13 protein-coding genes and 1 tRNA gene are annotated in these 16,402 nt (G+C 39.4%); 5 read left to right on the top strand and 9 right to left on the bottom strand.

The features are described from left to right. The first annotated feature begins 1 nt into the window (after position 1). The 3 genes from T530_RS0100690 to T530_RS13165 are packed head-to-tail and all read left to right on the top strand — an operon-like array spanning position 2 to position 3,120. Positions 2-694, top strand: a complete 693-nt coding sequence (locus T530_RS0100690) for an SIMPL domain-containing protein (RefSeq protein ID WP_027727347.1) — start codon at positions 2-4, stop codon at positions 692-694. A gap of 34 nt (positions 695-728) precedes the next feature. After that, positions 729-2,009, top strand: coding sequence for a serine--tRNA ligase (gene serS, locus T530_RS0100685; RefSeq protein WP_027727346.1), 1,281 nt, complete (start codon positions 729-731; stop codon positions 2,007-2,009). A gap of 37 nt (positions 2,010-2,046) precedes the next feature. Then, positions 2,047-3,120, top strand: coding sequence for an AI-2E family transporter (locus T530_RS13165; protein ID WP_038073216.1), 1,074 nt, complete (start codon positions 2,047-2,049; stop codon positions 3,118-3,120). 10 nt (positions 3,121-3,130) lie between these two features. On the opposite strand, the gene T530_RS0100675 is transcribed toward T530_RS13165, so the two are convergent. After that, the gene (locus tag T530_RS0100675; RefSeq protein ID WP_027727345.1) at positions 3,131-4,069 is read right to left on the bottom strand and encodes a hypothetical protein; all 939 of its coding nucleotides are present in this window, start codon (positions 4,067-4,069) and stop codon (positions 3,131-3,133) included. Continuing rightward, on the bottom strand, positions 4,062-4,712 hold the full coding sequence (locus T530_RS0100670; RefSeq protein WP_027727344.1) for a hypothetical protein: 651 nt from the start codon (positions 4,710-4,712) through the stop codon (positions 4,062-4,064). Before T530_RS0100670 ends, T530_RS0100675 begins: the two co-directional genes overlap by 8 nt. 166 nt (positions 4,713-4,878) lie before the next feature. Between T530_RS0100670 and T530_RS0100665 the strand changes: the two genes are divergently transcribed. Together T530_RS0100665 and T530_RS0100660 are read left to right on the top strand one after the other, a co-directional pair. Beyond that, a tRNA-Val gene (locus T530_RS0100665) sits at positions 4,879-4,952 on the top strand. A gap of 163 nt (positions 4,953-5,115) precedes the next feature. Continuing rightward, positions 5,116-6,750: a GGDEF domain-containing protein gene (locus T530_RS0100660; protein WP_038073213.1), complete on the top strand. Its 1,635-nt coding sequence runs from the start codon at positions 5,116-5,118 to the stop codon at positions 6,748-6,750. Between the two features lie 22 nt (positions 6,751-6,772). On the opposite strand, the gene truB is transcribed toward T530_RS0100660, so the two are convergent. The 7 genes from truB to T530_RS0100625 all read right to left on the bottom strand — a co-directional run bounded on the left by truB (position 6,773) and on the right by T530_RS0100625 (position 16,267). After that, positions 6,773-7,825 (bottom strand): tRNA pseudouridine(55) synthase TruB, encoded by a 1,053-nt coding sequence (truB, locus tag T530_RS14510; RefSeq protein ID WP_051537700.1) that lies wholly within the window; start codon positions 7,823-7,825, stop codon positions 6,773-6,775. Then, the gene (rbfA, locus tag T530_RS0100650; RefSeq protein ID WP_027727342.1) at positions 7,815-8,222 is read right to left on the bottom strand and encodes a 30S ribosome-binding factor RbfA; all 408 of its coding nucleotides are present in this window, start codon (positions 8,220-8,222) and stop codon (positions 7,815-7,817) included. The genes truB and rbfA overlap by 11 nt, the downstream gene beginning before the upstream one ends. Next, positions 8,222-10,924 (bottom strand): translation initiation factor IF-2, encoded by a 2,703-nt coding sequence (infB, locus tag T530_RS0100645; protein WP_027727341.1) that lies wholly within the window; start codon positions 10,922-10,924, stop codon positions 8,222-8,224. Before infB ends, rbfA begins: the two co-directional genes overlap by 1 nt. A gap of 17 nt (positions 10,925-10,941) precedes the next feature. Then, positions 10,942-12,426, bottom strand: a complete 1,485-nt coding sequence (gene nusA, locus T530_RS0100640) for a transcription termination factor NusA (RefSeq protein WP_027727340.1) — start codon at positions 12,424-12,426, stop codon at positions 10,942-10,944. Position 12,427: 1 nt separating this feature from the next. Continuing rightward, positions 12,428-12,919, bottom strand: a complete 492-nt coding sequence (locus tag T530_RS0100635; protein WP_027727339.1) for a ribosome assembly cofactor RimP — start codon at positions 12,917-12,919, stop codon at positions 12,428-12,430. A gap of 336 nt (positions 12,920-13,255) precedes the next feature. Next, complete coding sequence (locus T530_RS0100630; RefSeq protein WP_027727338.1) at positions 13,256-14,920, bottom strand: RNA-binding domain-containing protein; 1,665 nt, start codon at positions 14,918-14,920, stop codon at positions 13,256-13,258. Positions 14,921-14,929: 9 nt separating this feature from the next. Then, complete coding sequence (locus T530_RS0100625; protein WP_027727337.1) at positions 14,930-16,267, bottom strand: hypothetical protein; 1,338 nt, start codon at positions 16,265-16,267, stop codon at positions 14,930-14,932. Between the last annotated feature and the right edge of the window lie 135 nt (positions 16,268-16,402).

Below are 16,402 nucleotides of genomic sequence, written 5' to 3'. Positions count from 1 at the left end.
TATGAAAAAAATCGTTTTAGCAGCAGCGTCGGTTCTGGCACTTTCGCTTACATCCTGTACTATCAACAAACCGGCAGAAGCACCTCGCGTCATAACAGTTTCTGGAAGCGGAACCGTTTCGGTTTCTCCAGATTTAGTTTCGGTAAAATTCATCGTCCGTTCGTCGGGCTGGAATGTTTCTCAGACAGTTGAGCGCAATGCAATCAACACAAACAATGCAATTGCGGCAATTAAGGCAGCCGGTCTTGCAGATGATGATATTTTTACAAGCGATTACAAAATCACTCAGGATAACTCTCAGGCTTACCCTGGACAGTACACAGTCCGCAACACAATTTCTGTAATCATCAGAAATCCTGAACTTACAGGAAAGGTTATTGATGCTGCCGTAAAACAGAATGTGGGCGCTAACGGTGTAACTGATTTTGAATATATGGTTTCTGACCGCTCTACAGCTTTGCGTCAGGCACGTACTCTTGCAATCAAGGATGCTCAGGATGCGGCAAACCTTCTGGCAGGAGCTAGCGGCTGCAAGGTTGGAAATGTTCTTGAAATCTCAGAAAACTACACTTCTACTTCAAGAAACGATGGCGTAATGCTTGCAAAGGCTGCAAACTCTATGGCAGAAACAACTATTGAACCGGGAAAACTGGATATTACTTCAAACGTAACAATTAAGTATACTATTGAATAAATAAATTGGGGCTTACCCAAAAAGAAGGATTAAAATGCTTGACTATAAATTTATTAAAGACAATCTTGAAGCTGTAAAACAGAACATCATCAACCGCAACATGAAGGCTGATGCAGATATCGTTGTTGAACTTTACGACAAACGCACTGCCCTTGTTACAAAACTTCAGGCTTTGCAGCAGAAACGTAACGAAAACGCTCAGGCTATGAAGCAGAAGCTTGATAACGACGCCCGCGCAAAACTTATTGAAGCCGGAAAAGAGATTAAGGCTGAAATTGCAGACGTAGAAAGCGAATCAAAAGCAATTGAAGAAAAACTTGAGGAGGCTGCACGCCAGCTTCCTAACATGGTTCACCCTGATGCACCGGTTGGAAAACTTGATACAGAAAACCTTGAAGTAAAAAAGGTTGGAACTCCACGCAAGTTTGACTTTGAACCAAAAGATCACGTACAGCTTGGTGAAGAACTGGACATCATCGATTTTGACCGCGGAACTAAGGTTTCTGGTCCAAAATTCTACTACTTGAAAAACGACGCTGTATTCCTTGAGCAGGCATTGATTATGTATGCTTTGAACATTCTCCGCAAGCACGGATTCAAGCTTTTTATCACTCCGGATGTTGCTAAGGAAGAAGTTCTTAAGGGAATCGGATTTAATCCACGCGGAAACGAATCTAACGTATACTCTATTGAGGAAGAAGGCACTTGTCTTGTTGCAACTGCAGAAATTACTTTGGGCGGTTACCACAAGGATGAAATTCTTGATAAGGCAAGCCTGCCGCTTTTGTACGGTGGACTTTCACACTGTTTCCGCCGCGAAGCAGGTGCCGCTGGTCAGTTCTCTAAGGGACTTTACCGCGTTCACCAGTTCGACAAGGTAGAAATGTTTGTTTACTCTACTCCAGAGCAGAGTGATGAACTCCACGAAAAACTCCGCCTGATTGAAGAGGAGATTTTTGAAGGTCTTGGTATTCCATTCCACGTTGTTGATACCTGTACTGGTGATCTTGGTGCTCCAGCTTACCGCAAGTGGGACCTTGAAGCATGGATGCCTGGCCGCAACGGTGGTGAATACGGTGAAGTTACTTCTACTTCTAACTGTACAGACTACCAGGCCCGCCGCCTTAACATCAAATACAAGGATGATGACGGAAAGAACAAGTACGTTCACACATTAAACGGTACTGCAATTGCCGTTGGCCGTGCTATGCTTGCAATCCTTGAAAACTACCAGAATGCCGACGGTTCTGTTACAATTCCTGAGGTGCTGGTGCCATTCTGTGGTTTTGAAAAAATTATGCCAAAAACAAAATAAATAATAGGGCTGTTAACGCCCGCTCCGGCAGGTAAATATGGAAGAAAGCGATTATCAGAGAAAAATCTATTACATTCTCCTTGCAAGTTTTGCAGTGCTGACAGGTTTTCTTTTCAAAATCCTTGCTTCCGTATTTCTGCCGGTAATTACAGCAGCCCTCATTGCCTGCGTTTTTGCACCGATTATCCAGAAAATCAATTACAAATTTAAGATTCCATGGACAATTCTTGCAATTCTTATTACTTTTTTCCTTTTTTTCATACTGCTTGGAGTTTCTTCGCTTTTGATTTCAAGCGTCACCTCAATCGTTTCGGAATATCCTAAGTACGAAAGCAAGTTCCTTCACATTTACAAAATCCTTGCAGAAAACTTCGATTTCCGCTTTGACGAGGAAATGAGCCTGGCCGGAAACATCTGGCAGCATTTGAAGGTGCGCGAATACATTCAGGGAATTGTATTTACACTTTCAAGCGGCATTGTTGCTTCGGGAAAAAACATCTTTCTTGTTTTGATTTTTTCTCTCTTTATTTTGATTGAATACAGAATGACAAACCGCAAAATCAGCTACGCCTTTGCAGACCGTGCAAAAGGAAAGATTTTACGCGTTATCCGCCGCATTATCATGGAAATCGTTCATTATCTTTCTATTAAAACTGCCATTTCCCTGGCAACAGGCTTTCTCGTATTCTTGGTTGCCATTTGCTTCGGGATGGACTTTGCCGTTTTGTGGGGCGTTTTAGCCTTTACGATGAATTTTATCCCGACCTTCGGTTCAATTTTCTCATGCGGCTTAACAACCATGTTTGCTCTGGTTCAGTTCTACCCTAACTATCCTAAGGTTTTTGTAATTTTCACGCTGATAGTTTTTGTAAACTTTATGCTGGGAAATATTATTGAACCACGCGTTCAGGGAAAAAACCTGGGACTTTCTCCTTTTGTGATTATCGTAAGCCTGACTGTCTGGGCCTATATCTGGGGAACTGTGGGAATGATTATAGCTATTCCAATGACTGTAATCATCAAAATTATCTGCGAAAATATTTCTTACCTGCATCCATTTGCAATTCTTCTGGGAAATGACCCAAAACAGACAAAGCGGGACTTTCAGTAAAGAGTTTTAATTAAATAAATAGGGTTTTTGTCGCTTTTTCGTAAATAAAGCGGATATCTTCTTCCTGAATTGTCGTATAGCGGCAGTCTACGCAGATTCTGTTGTCACCCTGAGTTTCCGAGCGGTAAATCTTATTTATTACGGCAGTAACAAAAATATCACGGGTCATAATTGGGCCAGATTTGAGCGAAAAAGAAAGCTTTATTCCATATTCATCATTCTGAACAAAAGTATAATTAATAGTGTCCAGACCAAGAACCAGGCGCTGGTGATCCACATAAAGAACCTTCAGAGGCTTAATTCTGTCCTGAAGCGATTCAATTTTTACAGGATTTTCAAAAGTCAGATAATTACATACCGGGATAAGCTGGATTCCGTTTCCGGCATTTTTTTCAAGCTTGGCCTGGGCAACATAATTTTCCAGAAGAGATTTTGCCTTTTTCTGATTTTCAAGGGGAATGGACTTCCACACAGGACGGGTTAAAAGCTCTGTGTGCTCCCATGGCACGCAGGTCATATTGAGTTCGCGGCCTGTTTTGCATTCGTAGTATAAAAGGGCGCTGAAATCATAATGCTTTTCTTCTATAACATCCTGAATACGGTAAATTACGTCCGGAATGGAAACAGAATATACATCCTTTTTGCAGCTTACCTTAGAATTAAAATAAAGCCCTACCCGGTTGAAATAAAACTCTACCTTTACATCCTTATTCAAAAAATCTTTTACTGAAGCTCCGGGATTTTCAAGAATTATAGTTCCGTTCTTTTTTACAGTGATATTTTCGCCCTTAATGGCAACAGGAAAAATCTGTGAATTTACAGGACGGATTTCTTCATCTGAATCAGAAGACTCGTCCTCAAGAGGAGTGATTGTAACAGGAACGTTTCCGTCTATCAGATACTGAACTACAAGTTCGCGCTCAATTCCAGTCAATGTTGAATCAGACATTTTTCTCCCACCTTACGATTTTTATTTTATAAAGCGACTTTTCCTGAGTAGTGCTCATATATAATGTTACATCAACAAATCCCATATTACAATAAAATCTGGCCGGAATCTGAATAAGATTGTCTGAAGTAAAAGCCTGGCCTAAAATAAAGCGGTCAAAAAGCTTAAAATCTTTTTCAGCCTGGAGCTCCGGGAACTTCTGTCCGAATTCGTTTTTCCAGCCTTTTCTAAGCTCCTGGGCAAAAAATACGTAATTAAAGCGGTAATTAGACAAAAAGTAAGAATAAAGCTTTTCTTCATTAAAAGAGGTCAGAGTATTACAGATTTCCTCTGCAGAAGCCTGGAACTTGTATTCAAGCGAAGAAATATCAAGAGAACCGAAATCAGAAAAAGAAGGGTAAAGCCCCTCAATGTCGGTCGTAATTATTATGGAGTTTTCTTTTTGGGAAGTAAGGTCTGTAAAAAGCCTGTCTTTTTCAAGTTCATCTGCCCATTCAGTTTCCTTTTCAATTCTGGCAACCCGGCTCTTTATTGTTTCCAGCTCAGAATTTTCAGAAGCAAGGCTTCCGTCTAAAGCCCCGTCGGAACAGGAATTAAATAGAAGAGAAATCAGAAATAGAGCTGAAAACAGACATTTTTTCATTTTTGAGCGTAAAATATTTTAACACAGTTCTATTTTCTAGTCATTAATCAATTTTGCAATTTTTAAAAAATTTTTAATTTTTTTTGCAAAACCTGTTGACTAAATTTCTGCGATTGTATAATATATAAACATCAAGCAGCGATACAGCAGCTTGCAAAAACAAATCGGGCAGTTAGCTCAGCTGGTACGAGCGTCTGGTTTACACCCAGAATGTCGGGAGTTCGATCCTCTCACTGCCCACTTCAAAAGCACTCTTAAATGAGTGCTTTTTTTTTATTTAAAAAAGATTTCACCTAATTCAAAAATGTGATATTATTTAATGGTGAACACATTTATACAATTTTATATTCTGACATTACCAAAAATCACAAAATACTTATGGCGTTTTTTTATCGGCGCTTTTTTGCTATTTATTTTTTATTCTTTTTTCCATATTAAAGACAACACCTTCAAAAAAATAACTGACGTAAACGATACCCAGTATCTTGAATGGAAAATCACTTCTGCTGAATATGATAATCAGACTCTGGTTCTGCCCTATTCTTCCAAGGATTCTCTGGGCGATTTTAAGATCACAGCAAGACTGCCGGAATTAAACTCAACTTCCATGCTGCTTATCCGCTGCCGCTATGAAACCCTTACTGCAAAAATTGACGGCGATTTTATTTACGCTTCCGACGTTGCAACTGTAGCGGGAATAAAAACTACAATCGGTAAGACCCGCTGCCATATTCCGCTTTCAAAGGAATTCAGCAATAAGGAAATTGAAATTTCTATCCAGCTGCAGCAGTCAAAAATTGCAAAATCTTCGCTTTCAGAAATTGTACTTTCTTCGCGTTCTTCATACATGATTCAGTATCTGAAGGAAAACATTCTTCTTTTTGTTACTTCCCTCCTTCTGATAATCTGTAGCTTCGGATCTTTTGTATTCTTCCTTTTAAGTTACTTTGGAAACAAACAGCGCATTACTTCTCTTTCACAAAGCCTCTTTTATCTGGCCGGTATTTCTATCCTTACTTCAATCTGGAGTATCTGCGATTCACATATTCTTTCGCTTTTTACGGACAACCTGCTGCTTGACGGTGTCCTTGTATTTGCAGCCCTGCTTCTTATGGCAGTTGCCTTTGCGGGCTACCTTACTTCTTTATACGGCGAAAACATCGTAATCAAAATCATTTCGATTTTGTCTCAGCTCAATATTGTAATTCAGACCCTTATCTTTATTCTGGGAATTAAAGACCTGAATGAATTGATTATTTTTACTCACCTGATTTTTGGAACAGAAATCCTTTATACAATCATAATGAGTATTGTAAACCTGCATAAATTTGAAACATCAGAAAAGCTTTTCTTAAACATCGGCAACATTCTTTTTGCTAGCTTCACTCTGGTAGTAATTATCCTTTACAATTACAACCGCGACGGAAATTACTTCCTCTTTGCTGTTGTAGCCTTCTTTATTTACTGTCTGATGCAGATTGAAGTTTCTGTAGTAAGATTTGTAAAGATGATTAAAAAGCAGGCAGCCCTCAGAGAAGCTGAAAAATATGCCTTTACAGACCAGCTTACAAAAATGGACAACCGCCGCGCTTACTCAGTTTTCAAAAAGCATATCGGCAACACAACTCTTACAGATGATTTCCACGTTGTTTACTTTGATTTGAACGGATTAAAGACAATAAACGATAAGTTCGGACACAGCGCCGGTGATGAATATATTATTGGCGTAACAGACATTCTGAAAAAGGTCTTCTACGACGCTATGCTTCGCTGCCGTATGGGTGGAGACGAATTCCTTGTTGTACTTAAATCAAGCCGCGATGTGCTTAAAAAGCGACTCTTCTACTTTGATTCGCTTATTGAAAACTGGCACAACGATAAGATTAAGACTATTGCAGTTTCATACGGTTATTCTTCTGCCTGCGATTATGATAATCCTACCTTTGAAGGCCTTGTTTCAAAAGCAGATGAGTTTATGTATAAGATGAAAAACGATTATTACGAAAAATCAGGCACAAAAAGAAGAACAGATTCCTAACAGACTTTTGATAAGGGCTTAATTACAAAGCGACAAACTTGTAGTAGAGTTTTTTATTGCTGCCGGATTCCAGAAGGCCGCAGAAAGTTCCCTTGTAAAAGACAGCCAGGTCTTTTTTGTCTTCAGCATTAATAGCCTCATCAAAATCTGAATGAAAAAGCTTCTTACCGTTCTTGAAGTCTGCAAGTCTTTCTACCATTTTTAAGTGAATGTTATTAAAGCCGCATAAAAGAGAAGTTTCTTCTGAGAAAGTCTGCATTTTAAACTGGATTTCTTTTTGAATAAGAAGGTCTTCTTCTGTGGGGATGTAGGGAGTTTTTTGCTTTTTTGACTGAGTTTCTGGGGGTGTTACAGTTTTTTCAGCCTCTATTTTAAGGAAGTCAGCTGCAGTCTTTTTTGCAGAAGCAATAGAAAAGTCTTCCAGCAGGGAAAGGCCTGCGGCGTCGTTTAGAGTGAAGTTTCCCACTTTTGTACGAAGTAAACCTACAAGATGCCCTGTAGAGCCGCAGGCATCAGCTATATCACGGGCAAGACAGCGGATGTAAGTTCCCTTAGAAACGGAGAAGTCAACTCGGGCGTAGAGGACGTTATCAGTGCCCGCCGCCAATTCCACTTCCTTGAGCTCTGCGCTGAATACGTTGATTTTTCGCTTGGGGATTTCAACTTCAATTCCACGGCGGGCAAGGTCACTGGCTCTGTGGCCGTCTACGTGCACTGCGCTGTAGGCAGGCGGCGCCTGTAATAACTCGCCGGTAAAGTGCCCCAGAGCATCTTTAAGTGCCTCCAGCGTAGGCAGTCCCGCCTTCTTCACCACATTCCCGGTAAATTCCAGCGTATCAGTTTCTTCGCCGAATTTAATTACAGCAGAATAAGACTTATCAAATTCTGTAATGTGGCTTACAAGCTTTGTCATTTTACCGGTGCATACAACAAGGAGCCCCTGAGCAAAAGAGTCAAGGGTTCCTGTGTGACCAACTTTAGTCGTGTGAAGAGATTTTTTTACGTTATTAAGGGATGAAAAAGATGTTACTCCCGGCCCTTTTGCCAGGAGTACAATTCCGTCATTATTCTGCATCAGAAGTTCCAGCTTCTTCAGGGGCTTGATCAGCCTCACGAGCCTTAGACTCTGCTTCAAGCTGATTCAATTTCTGAACCATCTTAAAGCCTGCCTTCATTCCTTCATCAATCTTAAACTGAAGATGAGGGAACTGGCGGATTCTGAGTTTTCCGGCAATTTCACGCTGAATAAAACCGGCTGCAGAATTCAGACCGTCAACGCCTTTTTTAAGCTGACCGTCCGGTAAAAATGTAGAAACGTAAACCTTGGCATAAGCAAGGTCGTTTGTTACTTCAACCCTGTTTATGCTGAGGAATGTATTTACGCGGGGATCTTTAATTTCTCCGCGCAAAATTAATGTGGAAATTTCATCACGGAGCTGGTCGTTCAATCGCTGTAAACGATACTGTCCCATTATGAATTTTCTCCTTCTTTATCTGCTTCAGAAGCGCCTTGCTTAGCAGCCTCTGCCTCTTCTTCGGCAAGAGTCTTTCCAAGTTTCTTAGCAACTTCTACAATTTCAAAGATTTCCAGCTTATCGCCAACCATGATGTCCTGCCAGTTTTCAAGACCGATACCACACTCATAGCCTGTGCTGACTTCTTTTGCGTCGTCCTTAAAGCGTTTGAGGGAAGTAATCTTACCTGTAAACTTAACGATTCCATCACGAACAAGATGAACACTTGAAGTACGGCGAACAATACCTTCCGAAACCATACAACCGGCAATTACGCCGACCTTTGGAACGCGGAATGTGTTGCGAACTTCAACCATACCGATTGTTTCTTCTTTTGTATCTGGCTGCAGCATACCTTCCATAGCGGCCTGAATTTCTTCAACACACTTGTAGATGATATTGTACTTACGGATTTCAACCTGTTCCTGTTCAGCAAGAGTTTTTGCCTTTGGAGTAGGACGAACATTAAATCCGATGATGATTGCATTTTCATCAGCAGATGCAAGTGTAACATCCGATTCGTTGATTGCACCGGCACTTGAATGGATAACTGAAAGACGGATTTCGCGGGTTGAAAGTTTTTCCAAAGATGCCTTAAGAGCTTCTGCAGACCCCTGCAGGTCAGCCTTAATGATAACTTTGAGTTCTTTAACTTCGCTGTTTTCAATATCCTTGTAAAGAGTATCAAGTGTTGTCTTTTTAACTGCCTTGGCAGCTTCAAAGCGTTTAAGTTCCTGACGTTTAGCTGAAATTGCGCGTGCGTCTTTTTCGCTTTCAGTAACCTGGAAAGGATCACCAGCATTCGGCATTTCTTCCATACCAAGAACTTCAACCGGAATAGAAGGACCTGCTTCCTGAATACGCTTTCCGCGGTCATCAAACATGGCACGAACACGACCAGAATAGATTCCGGCAACGAATGGATCACCCTGTTTGAGGCAACCGCGCTGTACGATTACAGTAGAAACAACACCACGTCCCTGATCTACGCGGGATTCAAGAATCTTACCTTCTGCGCGGCATTCAAAGTTAGCCTTAAGTTCAAGCATTTCTGCCTGCAGGAGAATTGCATCAAGCAAATCATCAATACCTTCTTTCTTAAGGGCAGAAATATGAACATACTGTGTGTCTCCACCCCATTCTTCAGGAGTAAGACCAAGTTCAGAAAGCTGAGTTTTAACGCGGTCCGGATTAGCTTCCGGCTTATCAACCTTGTTTACTGCAACAATAATAGGAACCTTTGCATCTTTTGCGTGAGCAATAGCTTCCAGAGTCTGAGGCATAACACCATCATCTGCAGCTACTACAAGAACTACGATATCTGTTACCTGAGCACCGCGGGCACGCATCATAGTAAATGCTTCGTGACCTGGTGTATCAAGGAAGGTAATCTTTCCTTTTTCTGTAGTAACTGAATAAGCACCAATAGACTGAGTAATACCACCGGCTTCGCCAGCTGCAACGTTTGCATGGCGGATAGCATCCAGAGTCTTTGTTTTACCGTGGTCAACGTGTCCCATAACGGTAACAATTGGAGGACGAGGAAGAAGTTCTACACCGTCATCCTTATCACTTTCGATTACAGTTTCATCATAAAGGCTTACAAGTTTAACTTCGCAGCCGTATTCAGCAGCAAGAAGCTCTGCAGTTTCATGGTCAATTGACTGAGTAATAGTAACCATTACACCCATGCCCATGAGCTTACCGATAACTTCGCTTGCCTTAAGGTTCATTTTGCGTGCAAGGTCAGAAACTGAAACAGTTTCCATAATTTCAATTTCTTTTGGAACTACGCTTGCAGGAGTTTCAACCTTCTTCTTCTGTTCAAAGAGGTTATCATCGTACTGCTCTTCGTCCTTGCGGTTATAAACCTGTTTTTTACCTTTGTATGCGGCCTTTTTACCCTGTGAACGCTGGTCAACAGGAAGAGGAGCCGCTGCCATACCGCCGCCCATTGGACGAGGTCTGAAGCCGCCCTGGCCTCCCTGAGGTCCGTTACGGTTGAAACCGCCCTGTCCGCCGCGATTAAAGCCACCCTGGCCGCCCTGACCGCCTCTGTTGAAGCCGCCCTGTCCGCCGCGGTTAAAGCCCTGACCACCTTCGCGGTTATCGCGCTCGCGGTTCTGATAGCTCTGACGAGCCTGAGCGCCGTTAAAGCCGCCCTGTCCGCTGTTACCACCACGATTATAGCCACCCTGGCCACTCTGACCGCCGCGGTTATAATTATTGTAGCCGCCCTGACCGTTACCACTGCGGTTATATCCTCCGCGGTTATTCTGACGACCGTGGTCAGAAAGATTTCCGGCTTTTACGTTAGGACGAGCCTGATTAAGTTCAAATGTGCGCGGGCGCTGTGGAGCCTGACCAGCTGCAGGCTTTGCAGCCTCAGTTGCCGGTGCGGCTGCCTGTGGAGCTGGCTTTGCAGGCTTTTCTGCCTGAGCAGGTGCCTGACCTTCAGCTTTCTTTACGACAACCTTAACAGGGCTCTTTTTAGCTCCGTCATTTTTTGAAGCATCCTGCCCCGCATTCTGAGCTGTATTTTTTCTTACAACTACAACACGCTTCTTTTCCGGAGCGGCTGGAGCTGATGCTGCCGGCTGAGGAGCCTGTGCCTTTTTATGTACTACAAATCCTGGCTTTTTTTCTGATTCTTCTGCCATGTTTCTATTCTTTACCTCTATTCTGCATCCTCTTCGAATTCAAACTCACATCCACAGTTTGGACAGTGAGTCATATCAAGAGTGATTTTAGCTCCACATTCAGGACAGAAGTATTCTTCCTCTTCTTCAGCTTTTTCTGTGCTTTCAGCCTGAGCCGGAGCCTCTTCAGTTTCAGCTTCGTCTTCTACGAACTCTACGTTTTCATTAATAAGATTATTGATTTCATCAAGTGCTTCTTTTGTAACACCTTCAATCTGAATCTTATCTGAATCGTAAGCTTCAACAAAGTCCTGAATCTGCTCAATTCCATTTGCCTTAAGAAGTTCGGCAACCTCTTTATTTACACCAGGCAACTCTGCCACAGTTGTAATTTCATCATAATTTTCTTCTTCTGCAGCCTCATCATTAAAGAGAGCACGTGCATTCTGAACAGTATTAACATTAGAGAAGTCAATGTCTGCTGCCTGCTCTTCTGTCTTAACATCGATGTTCCAGTCACACAAGCGGTTAGCAAGGCGAACGTTCTGTCCCTGACGGCCGATTGCAAGAGAGAACTGGCTTTCATCAACGATTGCAAGAGCCTGACGTTTTTCTGCATCCATGATAACTACGCGGTTAACCTGAGCCGGTGAAAGGGCATTTTTAATGAACTCAGCAGGATCAGATTCATACTTAAGAACATCGATTTTTTCGTTCAAAAGCTCGCGGATAACGTTCTGAATACGAACACCTTTAAGACCAACACAAGCTCCAACAGGGTCAACTTCTTCGCGTTTTGTGCTTACAGCAATCTTTGTGCGGTAGCCTGCATCACGTACAGCCTTAACAATTTCTACAGTGCCGTCTGCAATTTCAGGAACTTCTTTTTCCAGAATAGAGCATACAAGCTTTGGATCGCTGCGTGAAAGAATAAGCTGAATACCAGAGTTAGTAGGCTTAATGTCTACGATAAGGGCCTTAATGCGGTCATTCTTGTCATAGAATTCAAGCTTAGACTGATATTTAACAGGAAGCACACCTTCAAGGCGGCCTGCGTTTCCAAGGTCAACGTAGATGTTTCCGTTGCGTTCGCGCTGGTAGTAACCGATGATGATTTCGCCAACTTTGTCTTTATATTCGTTATAAAGAGATGTCTTGTAAGTTTCGTTGAGCCCCTGATGAGCAGTCTGCTTACCAGTAGAAACTTCTGAGCGCTCATAAGATTTAGGGTCTTCAAGAATATCAATTTCATCACCCTCTTCAATCTCATCACCTGCAAGTGCGCGGGCTTCTTCAAGTTCAATTTCCATTGTAGGGTCGTAAACACCGTCAATTACAACTTTTCTTGAGAAAAGCGACACATCCGACATATCGTCTGCAAATTTTACGATTGCGTTCTCGTCTGTTCCATATCTCTTTTTATAAGCAGCCTTAAGCGCCTTTTCGATAGTCTGTCGTACTGATTCTTCAGAATAACCTTTTTCTTCAATCAAACGACGGATAGCTTCTGCCATTTCTGACATTTTAAGCCTCCTTTTCCTTCTTTGTATTATTTGAGGCAGAAATAAATTTTGCCTTTGCTATATTTTCAAAAGTCTGAGTATATTCTGTACCCTCGTCCTTTTGTATTGTAACCGATTTTTCATCAGCAGAAAGGATTTTTCCGCTGATCCAGTCTGTAAGGGTTTTATCCCAGATGCGGACATTTCTGCCTACAAAAAGCGCAAACTCAGCCGCATTCTTAAGATTATGCTCAATGCCCGGGCTTGTAAGCTCCATGCTTGTTTCTTCAGTTCCCAAAAGCTCTTCAAGCTTTGGAAGAAGCACGCGGTGAACCTTAGCGCAGTCATTTACGCCCATATTCCCGTCAGGCTCCTTAGTGCAGACAATTGCAGAAATCTTAGTGATTGTTTTTGCAGGAACAATCTTAAGGTCTACAAGCTTGTAGCCCATTTCTTCTACAAGAGCCGCACACTCAGGATAGTATTTAATTGATTTATATGATGTATATTCCATATCCTAGTTTCAGTGCCAGTTTTACGCAGATTACAAGCGCAGGTAACAAAAAAGACCCGTGTTTCTGCACGAGTCTTTTTAATACTTATATTAAACTGACATATATAATATAGAGGAAAAATGAAGGGTTGTCAAGGTGAAAGCTAATTTTATGACATTTGCAAAATAATTTATTCTCGTTATTTCTTACAATAAAATTCCTGCAACTTTCAATACAGATCTTTGATATTGCCATTTATTTGATTATTATCAATCTCTACTAAAAACTTGTCTAAACTTGTCTAAACTTGTCTAAACTTGTCTAAACTTGTCTAAACTTGTCTAAACTTGTCTAATTTAGACTTTATACCAATTTTTGTCTTCATCTACATTAATTAAACCAGCCGTACGCATAGACTGTAAGATATTTTTTATCTTATTATATTTCTTTTCTTCAGTAAGAATATCCGACAGATGCTTACCTATCAGTTCCTGTATCTGACGTCTGTTAGCTTTACCATATTGTTCGAGATAAGCAAGTATTTGCTGTTTGTATACATCATCATCAAATGCTCTATTTCTAATATACGAAGCCATTAATTTACTATCTTTTGTATTCTTCGATATTTCTGCTGCAATATAGAAATTTGGTTTTCGGCCTTCTATTAAATTTCGATTCCTTAAAAGTTTTATCTCATACTCAGAAATCTCTTTTCTCTTTTGGATTTTATCTAAAGCCATTACTTCAACTAAAGATAAATCATTATTCTTCAGAATAATTCTTGCGAATTTTTCATCTATTACATTTCCAACAATTTCAACTTTTACATAGTTTTCTTCAAAAGTATAATCAGGCATTGGGAAACATCTTTTTCGTTGCTGCAGATAGAGTTTTCGTATACCACCGCCCTGAGTTTCTATCATCCCAAGATTACGCATTGCTTCAACTAAGAAAGGATTTCTATAAACAGATTCCGGACAGTCATTCATAACTACCCTTTCAACTGAAGTTGGAATAAAGGAGCCTGCATTTCTAAAAATCAATTTTTCATCTTCGTATTCAACGACCTCAATTCTAGCACCCATAGTATAATCCTGATGAGCTATACAATTATTTAAGGGTTCGCGAATTGTAAAAGGATCATATCTCATCATTTCTTCTGGAAAAAGAGTACCTGGTCTAATTGAAATCATTCTTACATTTCTTATTTTTGCTAAAAGTTCATCAACAGCCAAAATCATTGGAATGGAAAAGACTTCATAGTCTTTATTTTCATTTGTATGAGTTTTTAAGGACCAGCGTATCTTCATAACTGACGGATTGATAAAATGCTCAGATTCCTCTTTACCTAAAAGTAAGATTGCAGTTCTTGTTATTCTTCCTTGAATAAGTAATTTTGCCTTATTCAGAAATTTTTCATCATCCCAAGATTCCATTTCATTTGCATATTTAGGATTACGATTTTTGAATTCTTTGCGAGCTTTCTCTATAGCCTCTTTATCCAAATCTTCTATAGTTGCATCAGGAATTATTTTTGCAGTCCAGTCATCATCAATTATCAGTTCATGAAGAATTTTATTATGTCGTTCCTCACTCATTTCAACAAGAGAATCACCTATTCTCATGTAGGCTTTTGTATGTGCAATTACAGGCTTTCTTGGATTATGTTTTGGAACATGAATAATCCAGACTGTCTTTTTTGTATCATCAGTAACATATTCATCAACATAAAAGTTATCAGACGGAAGGTTCGTGCATAGATCCAAAATGCGGAATTTTAAATTCTCAGGCGTATAATTATAAAAATCTTGAATACCTATTATATCAAGTGATTGATCTTTTACCCCAATAATCAGAGTACCACCATTCATGTTAGAAAGAGCTGAAACATAAGAAATAACATCATCCATATCTTTACCAGAAACAGAATGCTTTAATTCTTTGAATTCTTTCCATTCGCAGCTTTCATTTTCACGAGAATAGTATTTTGCAATAAACTCTTTTAGTTCTTGTTCTTTCATATATTTACCTTAGAATATTTTAATATTTGCATCATCCAAATAAAGAGGTATTTCAAAGTTTTTAGCAAAAGGATGCTGCTGAAATGCAGTTCTTAACGATCTGGTTATTGTATAGGCCTTATCTATCATTTCTTTTTGCTTATCAATATATTGTTTATCATAAACATTTTTGCTTATCCGATGGGCTGGATTTTGTCTTTCTCTCCGTATTTCTTTCAAGTATTTAAATATATCTTTTAACAACTGCTCATCTTTTGCTTTGAAATTTTGAGCAAACCATTCTTCTAACATTTTTATAGTTCCCTTCATTCTTCGCTCAACAAGATTGTTTTCAACAGGAACTAATTCATACTCTGAAACAAATCCATAAAAGAATCTCTTATTAATATTATCAGATAACATTTTGTCTAATAGAAGTACAAAATCATCATAATTTTTAGATGTTGGAATAAAGAAAAAAGACATCTCTTTTGGTCTTTTATCATCAGCATCAAATTTCTGATTAAGTAAACTTTTTCCAAAAATATGTTTTGTTAAATCATATATACAGTTTAGCTCATTTATAAATCCTGAAAAAATCGAAATTGAATTTGTAAATTCCCCTTGAATAGCATTTTTATAGTATTCCTCAAGTACCTTACAAGAACAATTATCTGTAATTTCTTTAGTTCTCCAATATAATTGATGACAAGATGGTAAGTCATTGAGATATCGCGTAAAAGTAACAGCTACTCTGTTATTGTTCTCATCAAATCCTAAACCGAATGTTTCTAAAAAAATTTGATCTTTTTTCTCTAGTATAGGATTACCATCTTCATCTTTTTCACATGAAATTAATCCAGAATAATCTTGAAAGGAAAAGATATATCTTGGGTCGTTATAATAACGGTCTAATACATCAATTTCAAAAAAATGAAAACATAATTGAGGTTCTCCCAAAGCTAACATTTTCGTATATGGTTTAATATATAGATCAGATACATCTCTATTTTCCCTTAAATATTCTTGTGACGGATATAGACATATCGGATACTCGGTATTTTCAGACACAAATTTTAATGTTTCCATGGAAAGAAACTCTTCTTCCTGAATATCTTTAGCCATATCAAGAACTTTTAACTGACTTTCAATAGTAAAATGTTGATGACCTATAATATGGGGATTTGTACTAGACTGAATAGATATTAAATTATTTTTCACTAAATCTTTTATAATTTCAATTGATTCAATATAATCTATCTCAAACTGTTTAGATATATTTCTTAAGGGTATGCCATTAAAATCGTGAGAAGAAACAAAAAAATCATATACTGCAGTTAGAACCTGCTGGCTTAAATTTATATCCATATGAACTCTTATTATATTAAACCTTCATTTATTATATCACTTATGTTATCCTTTTTATATCTATGTCTTAAAAAAAGTAATTAAGAATAGTAAGTTGCATTTATAATGCTATTTTTTAAGTGTTTAATATTTGTG

The organism is Treponema sp. C6A8, assembly GCF_000619925.1.
Taxonomy (GTDB): domain Bacteria; phylum Spirochaetota; class Spirochaetia; order Treponematales; family Treponemataceae; genus Treponema_D.
Note: the sequence above shows the minus strand (reverse complement) of the source record. Positions and strands in the feature narration are given on the sequence as shown.

Bases quoted from the DNA above. Each gene is read 5' to 3' on its own strand.
- T530_RS0100690 (WP_027727347.1), top strand. From the start codon at position 2: ATGAAAAAAATCGTTTTAGCAGCAGCGTCGGTTCTGGCACTTTCGCTT.
- serS (WP_027727346.1), top strand. From the start codon at position 729: ATGCTTGACTATAAATTTATTAAAGACAATCTTGAAGCTGTAAAACAG.
- T530_RS13165 (WP_038073216.1), top strand. From the start codon at position 2,047: ATGGAAGAAAGCGATTATCAGAGAAAAATCTATTACATTCTCCTTGCA.
- T530_RS0100675 (WP_027727345.1), bottom strand. From the start codon at position 4,069: ATGTCTGATTCAACATTGACTGGAATTGAGCGCGAACTTGTAGTTCAG.
- T530_RS0100670 (WP_027727344.1), bottom strand. From the start codon at position 4,712: ATGAAAAAATGTCTGTTTTCAGCTCTATTTCTGATTTCTCTTCTATTT.
- truB (WP_051537700.1), bottom strand. From the start codon at position 7,825: ATGCAGAATAATGACGGAATTGTACTCCTGGCAAAAGGGCCGGGAGTA.
- rbfA (WP_027727342.1), bottom strand. From the start codon at position 8,222: ATGGGACAGTATCGTTTACAGCGATTGAACGACCAGCTCCGTGATGAA.
- infB (WP_027727341.1), bottom strand. From the start codon at position 10,924: ATGGCAGAAGAATCAGAAAAAAAGCCAGGATTTGTAGTACATAAAAAG.
- nusA (WP_027727340.1), bottom strand. From the start codon at position 12,426: ATGTCAGAAATGGCAGAAGCTATCCGTCGTTTGATTGAAGAAAAAGGT.
- T530_RS0100635 (WP_027727339.1), bottom strand. From the start codon at position 12,919: ATGGAATATACATCATATAAATCAATTAAATACTATCCTGAGTGTGCG.
- T530_RS0100630 (WP_027727338.1), bottom strand. From the start codon at position 14,920: ATGAAAGAACAAGAACTAAAAGAGTTTATTGCAAAATACTATTCTCGT.
- T530_RS0100625 (WP_027727337.1), bottom strand. From the start codon at position 16,267: ATGGATATAAATTTAAGCCAGCAGGTTCTAACTGCAGTATATGATTTT.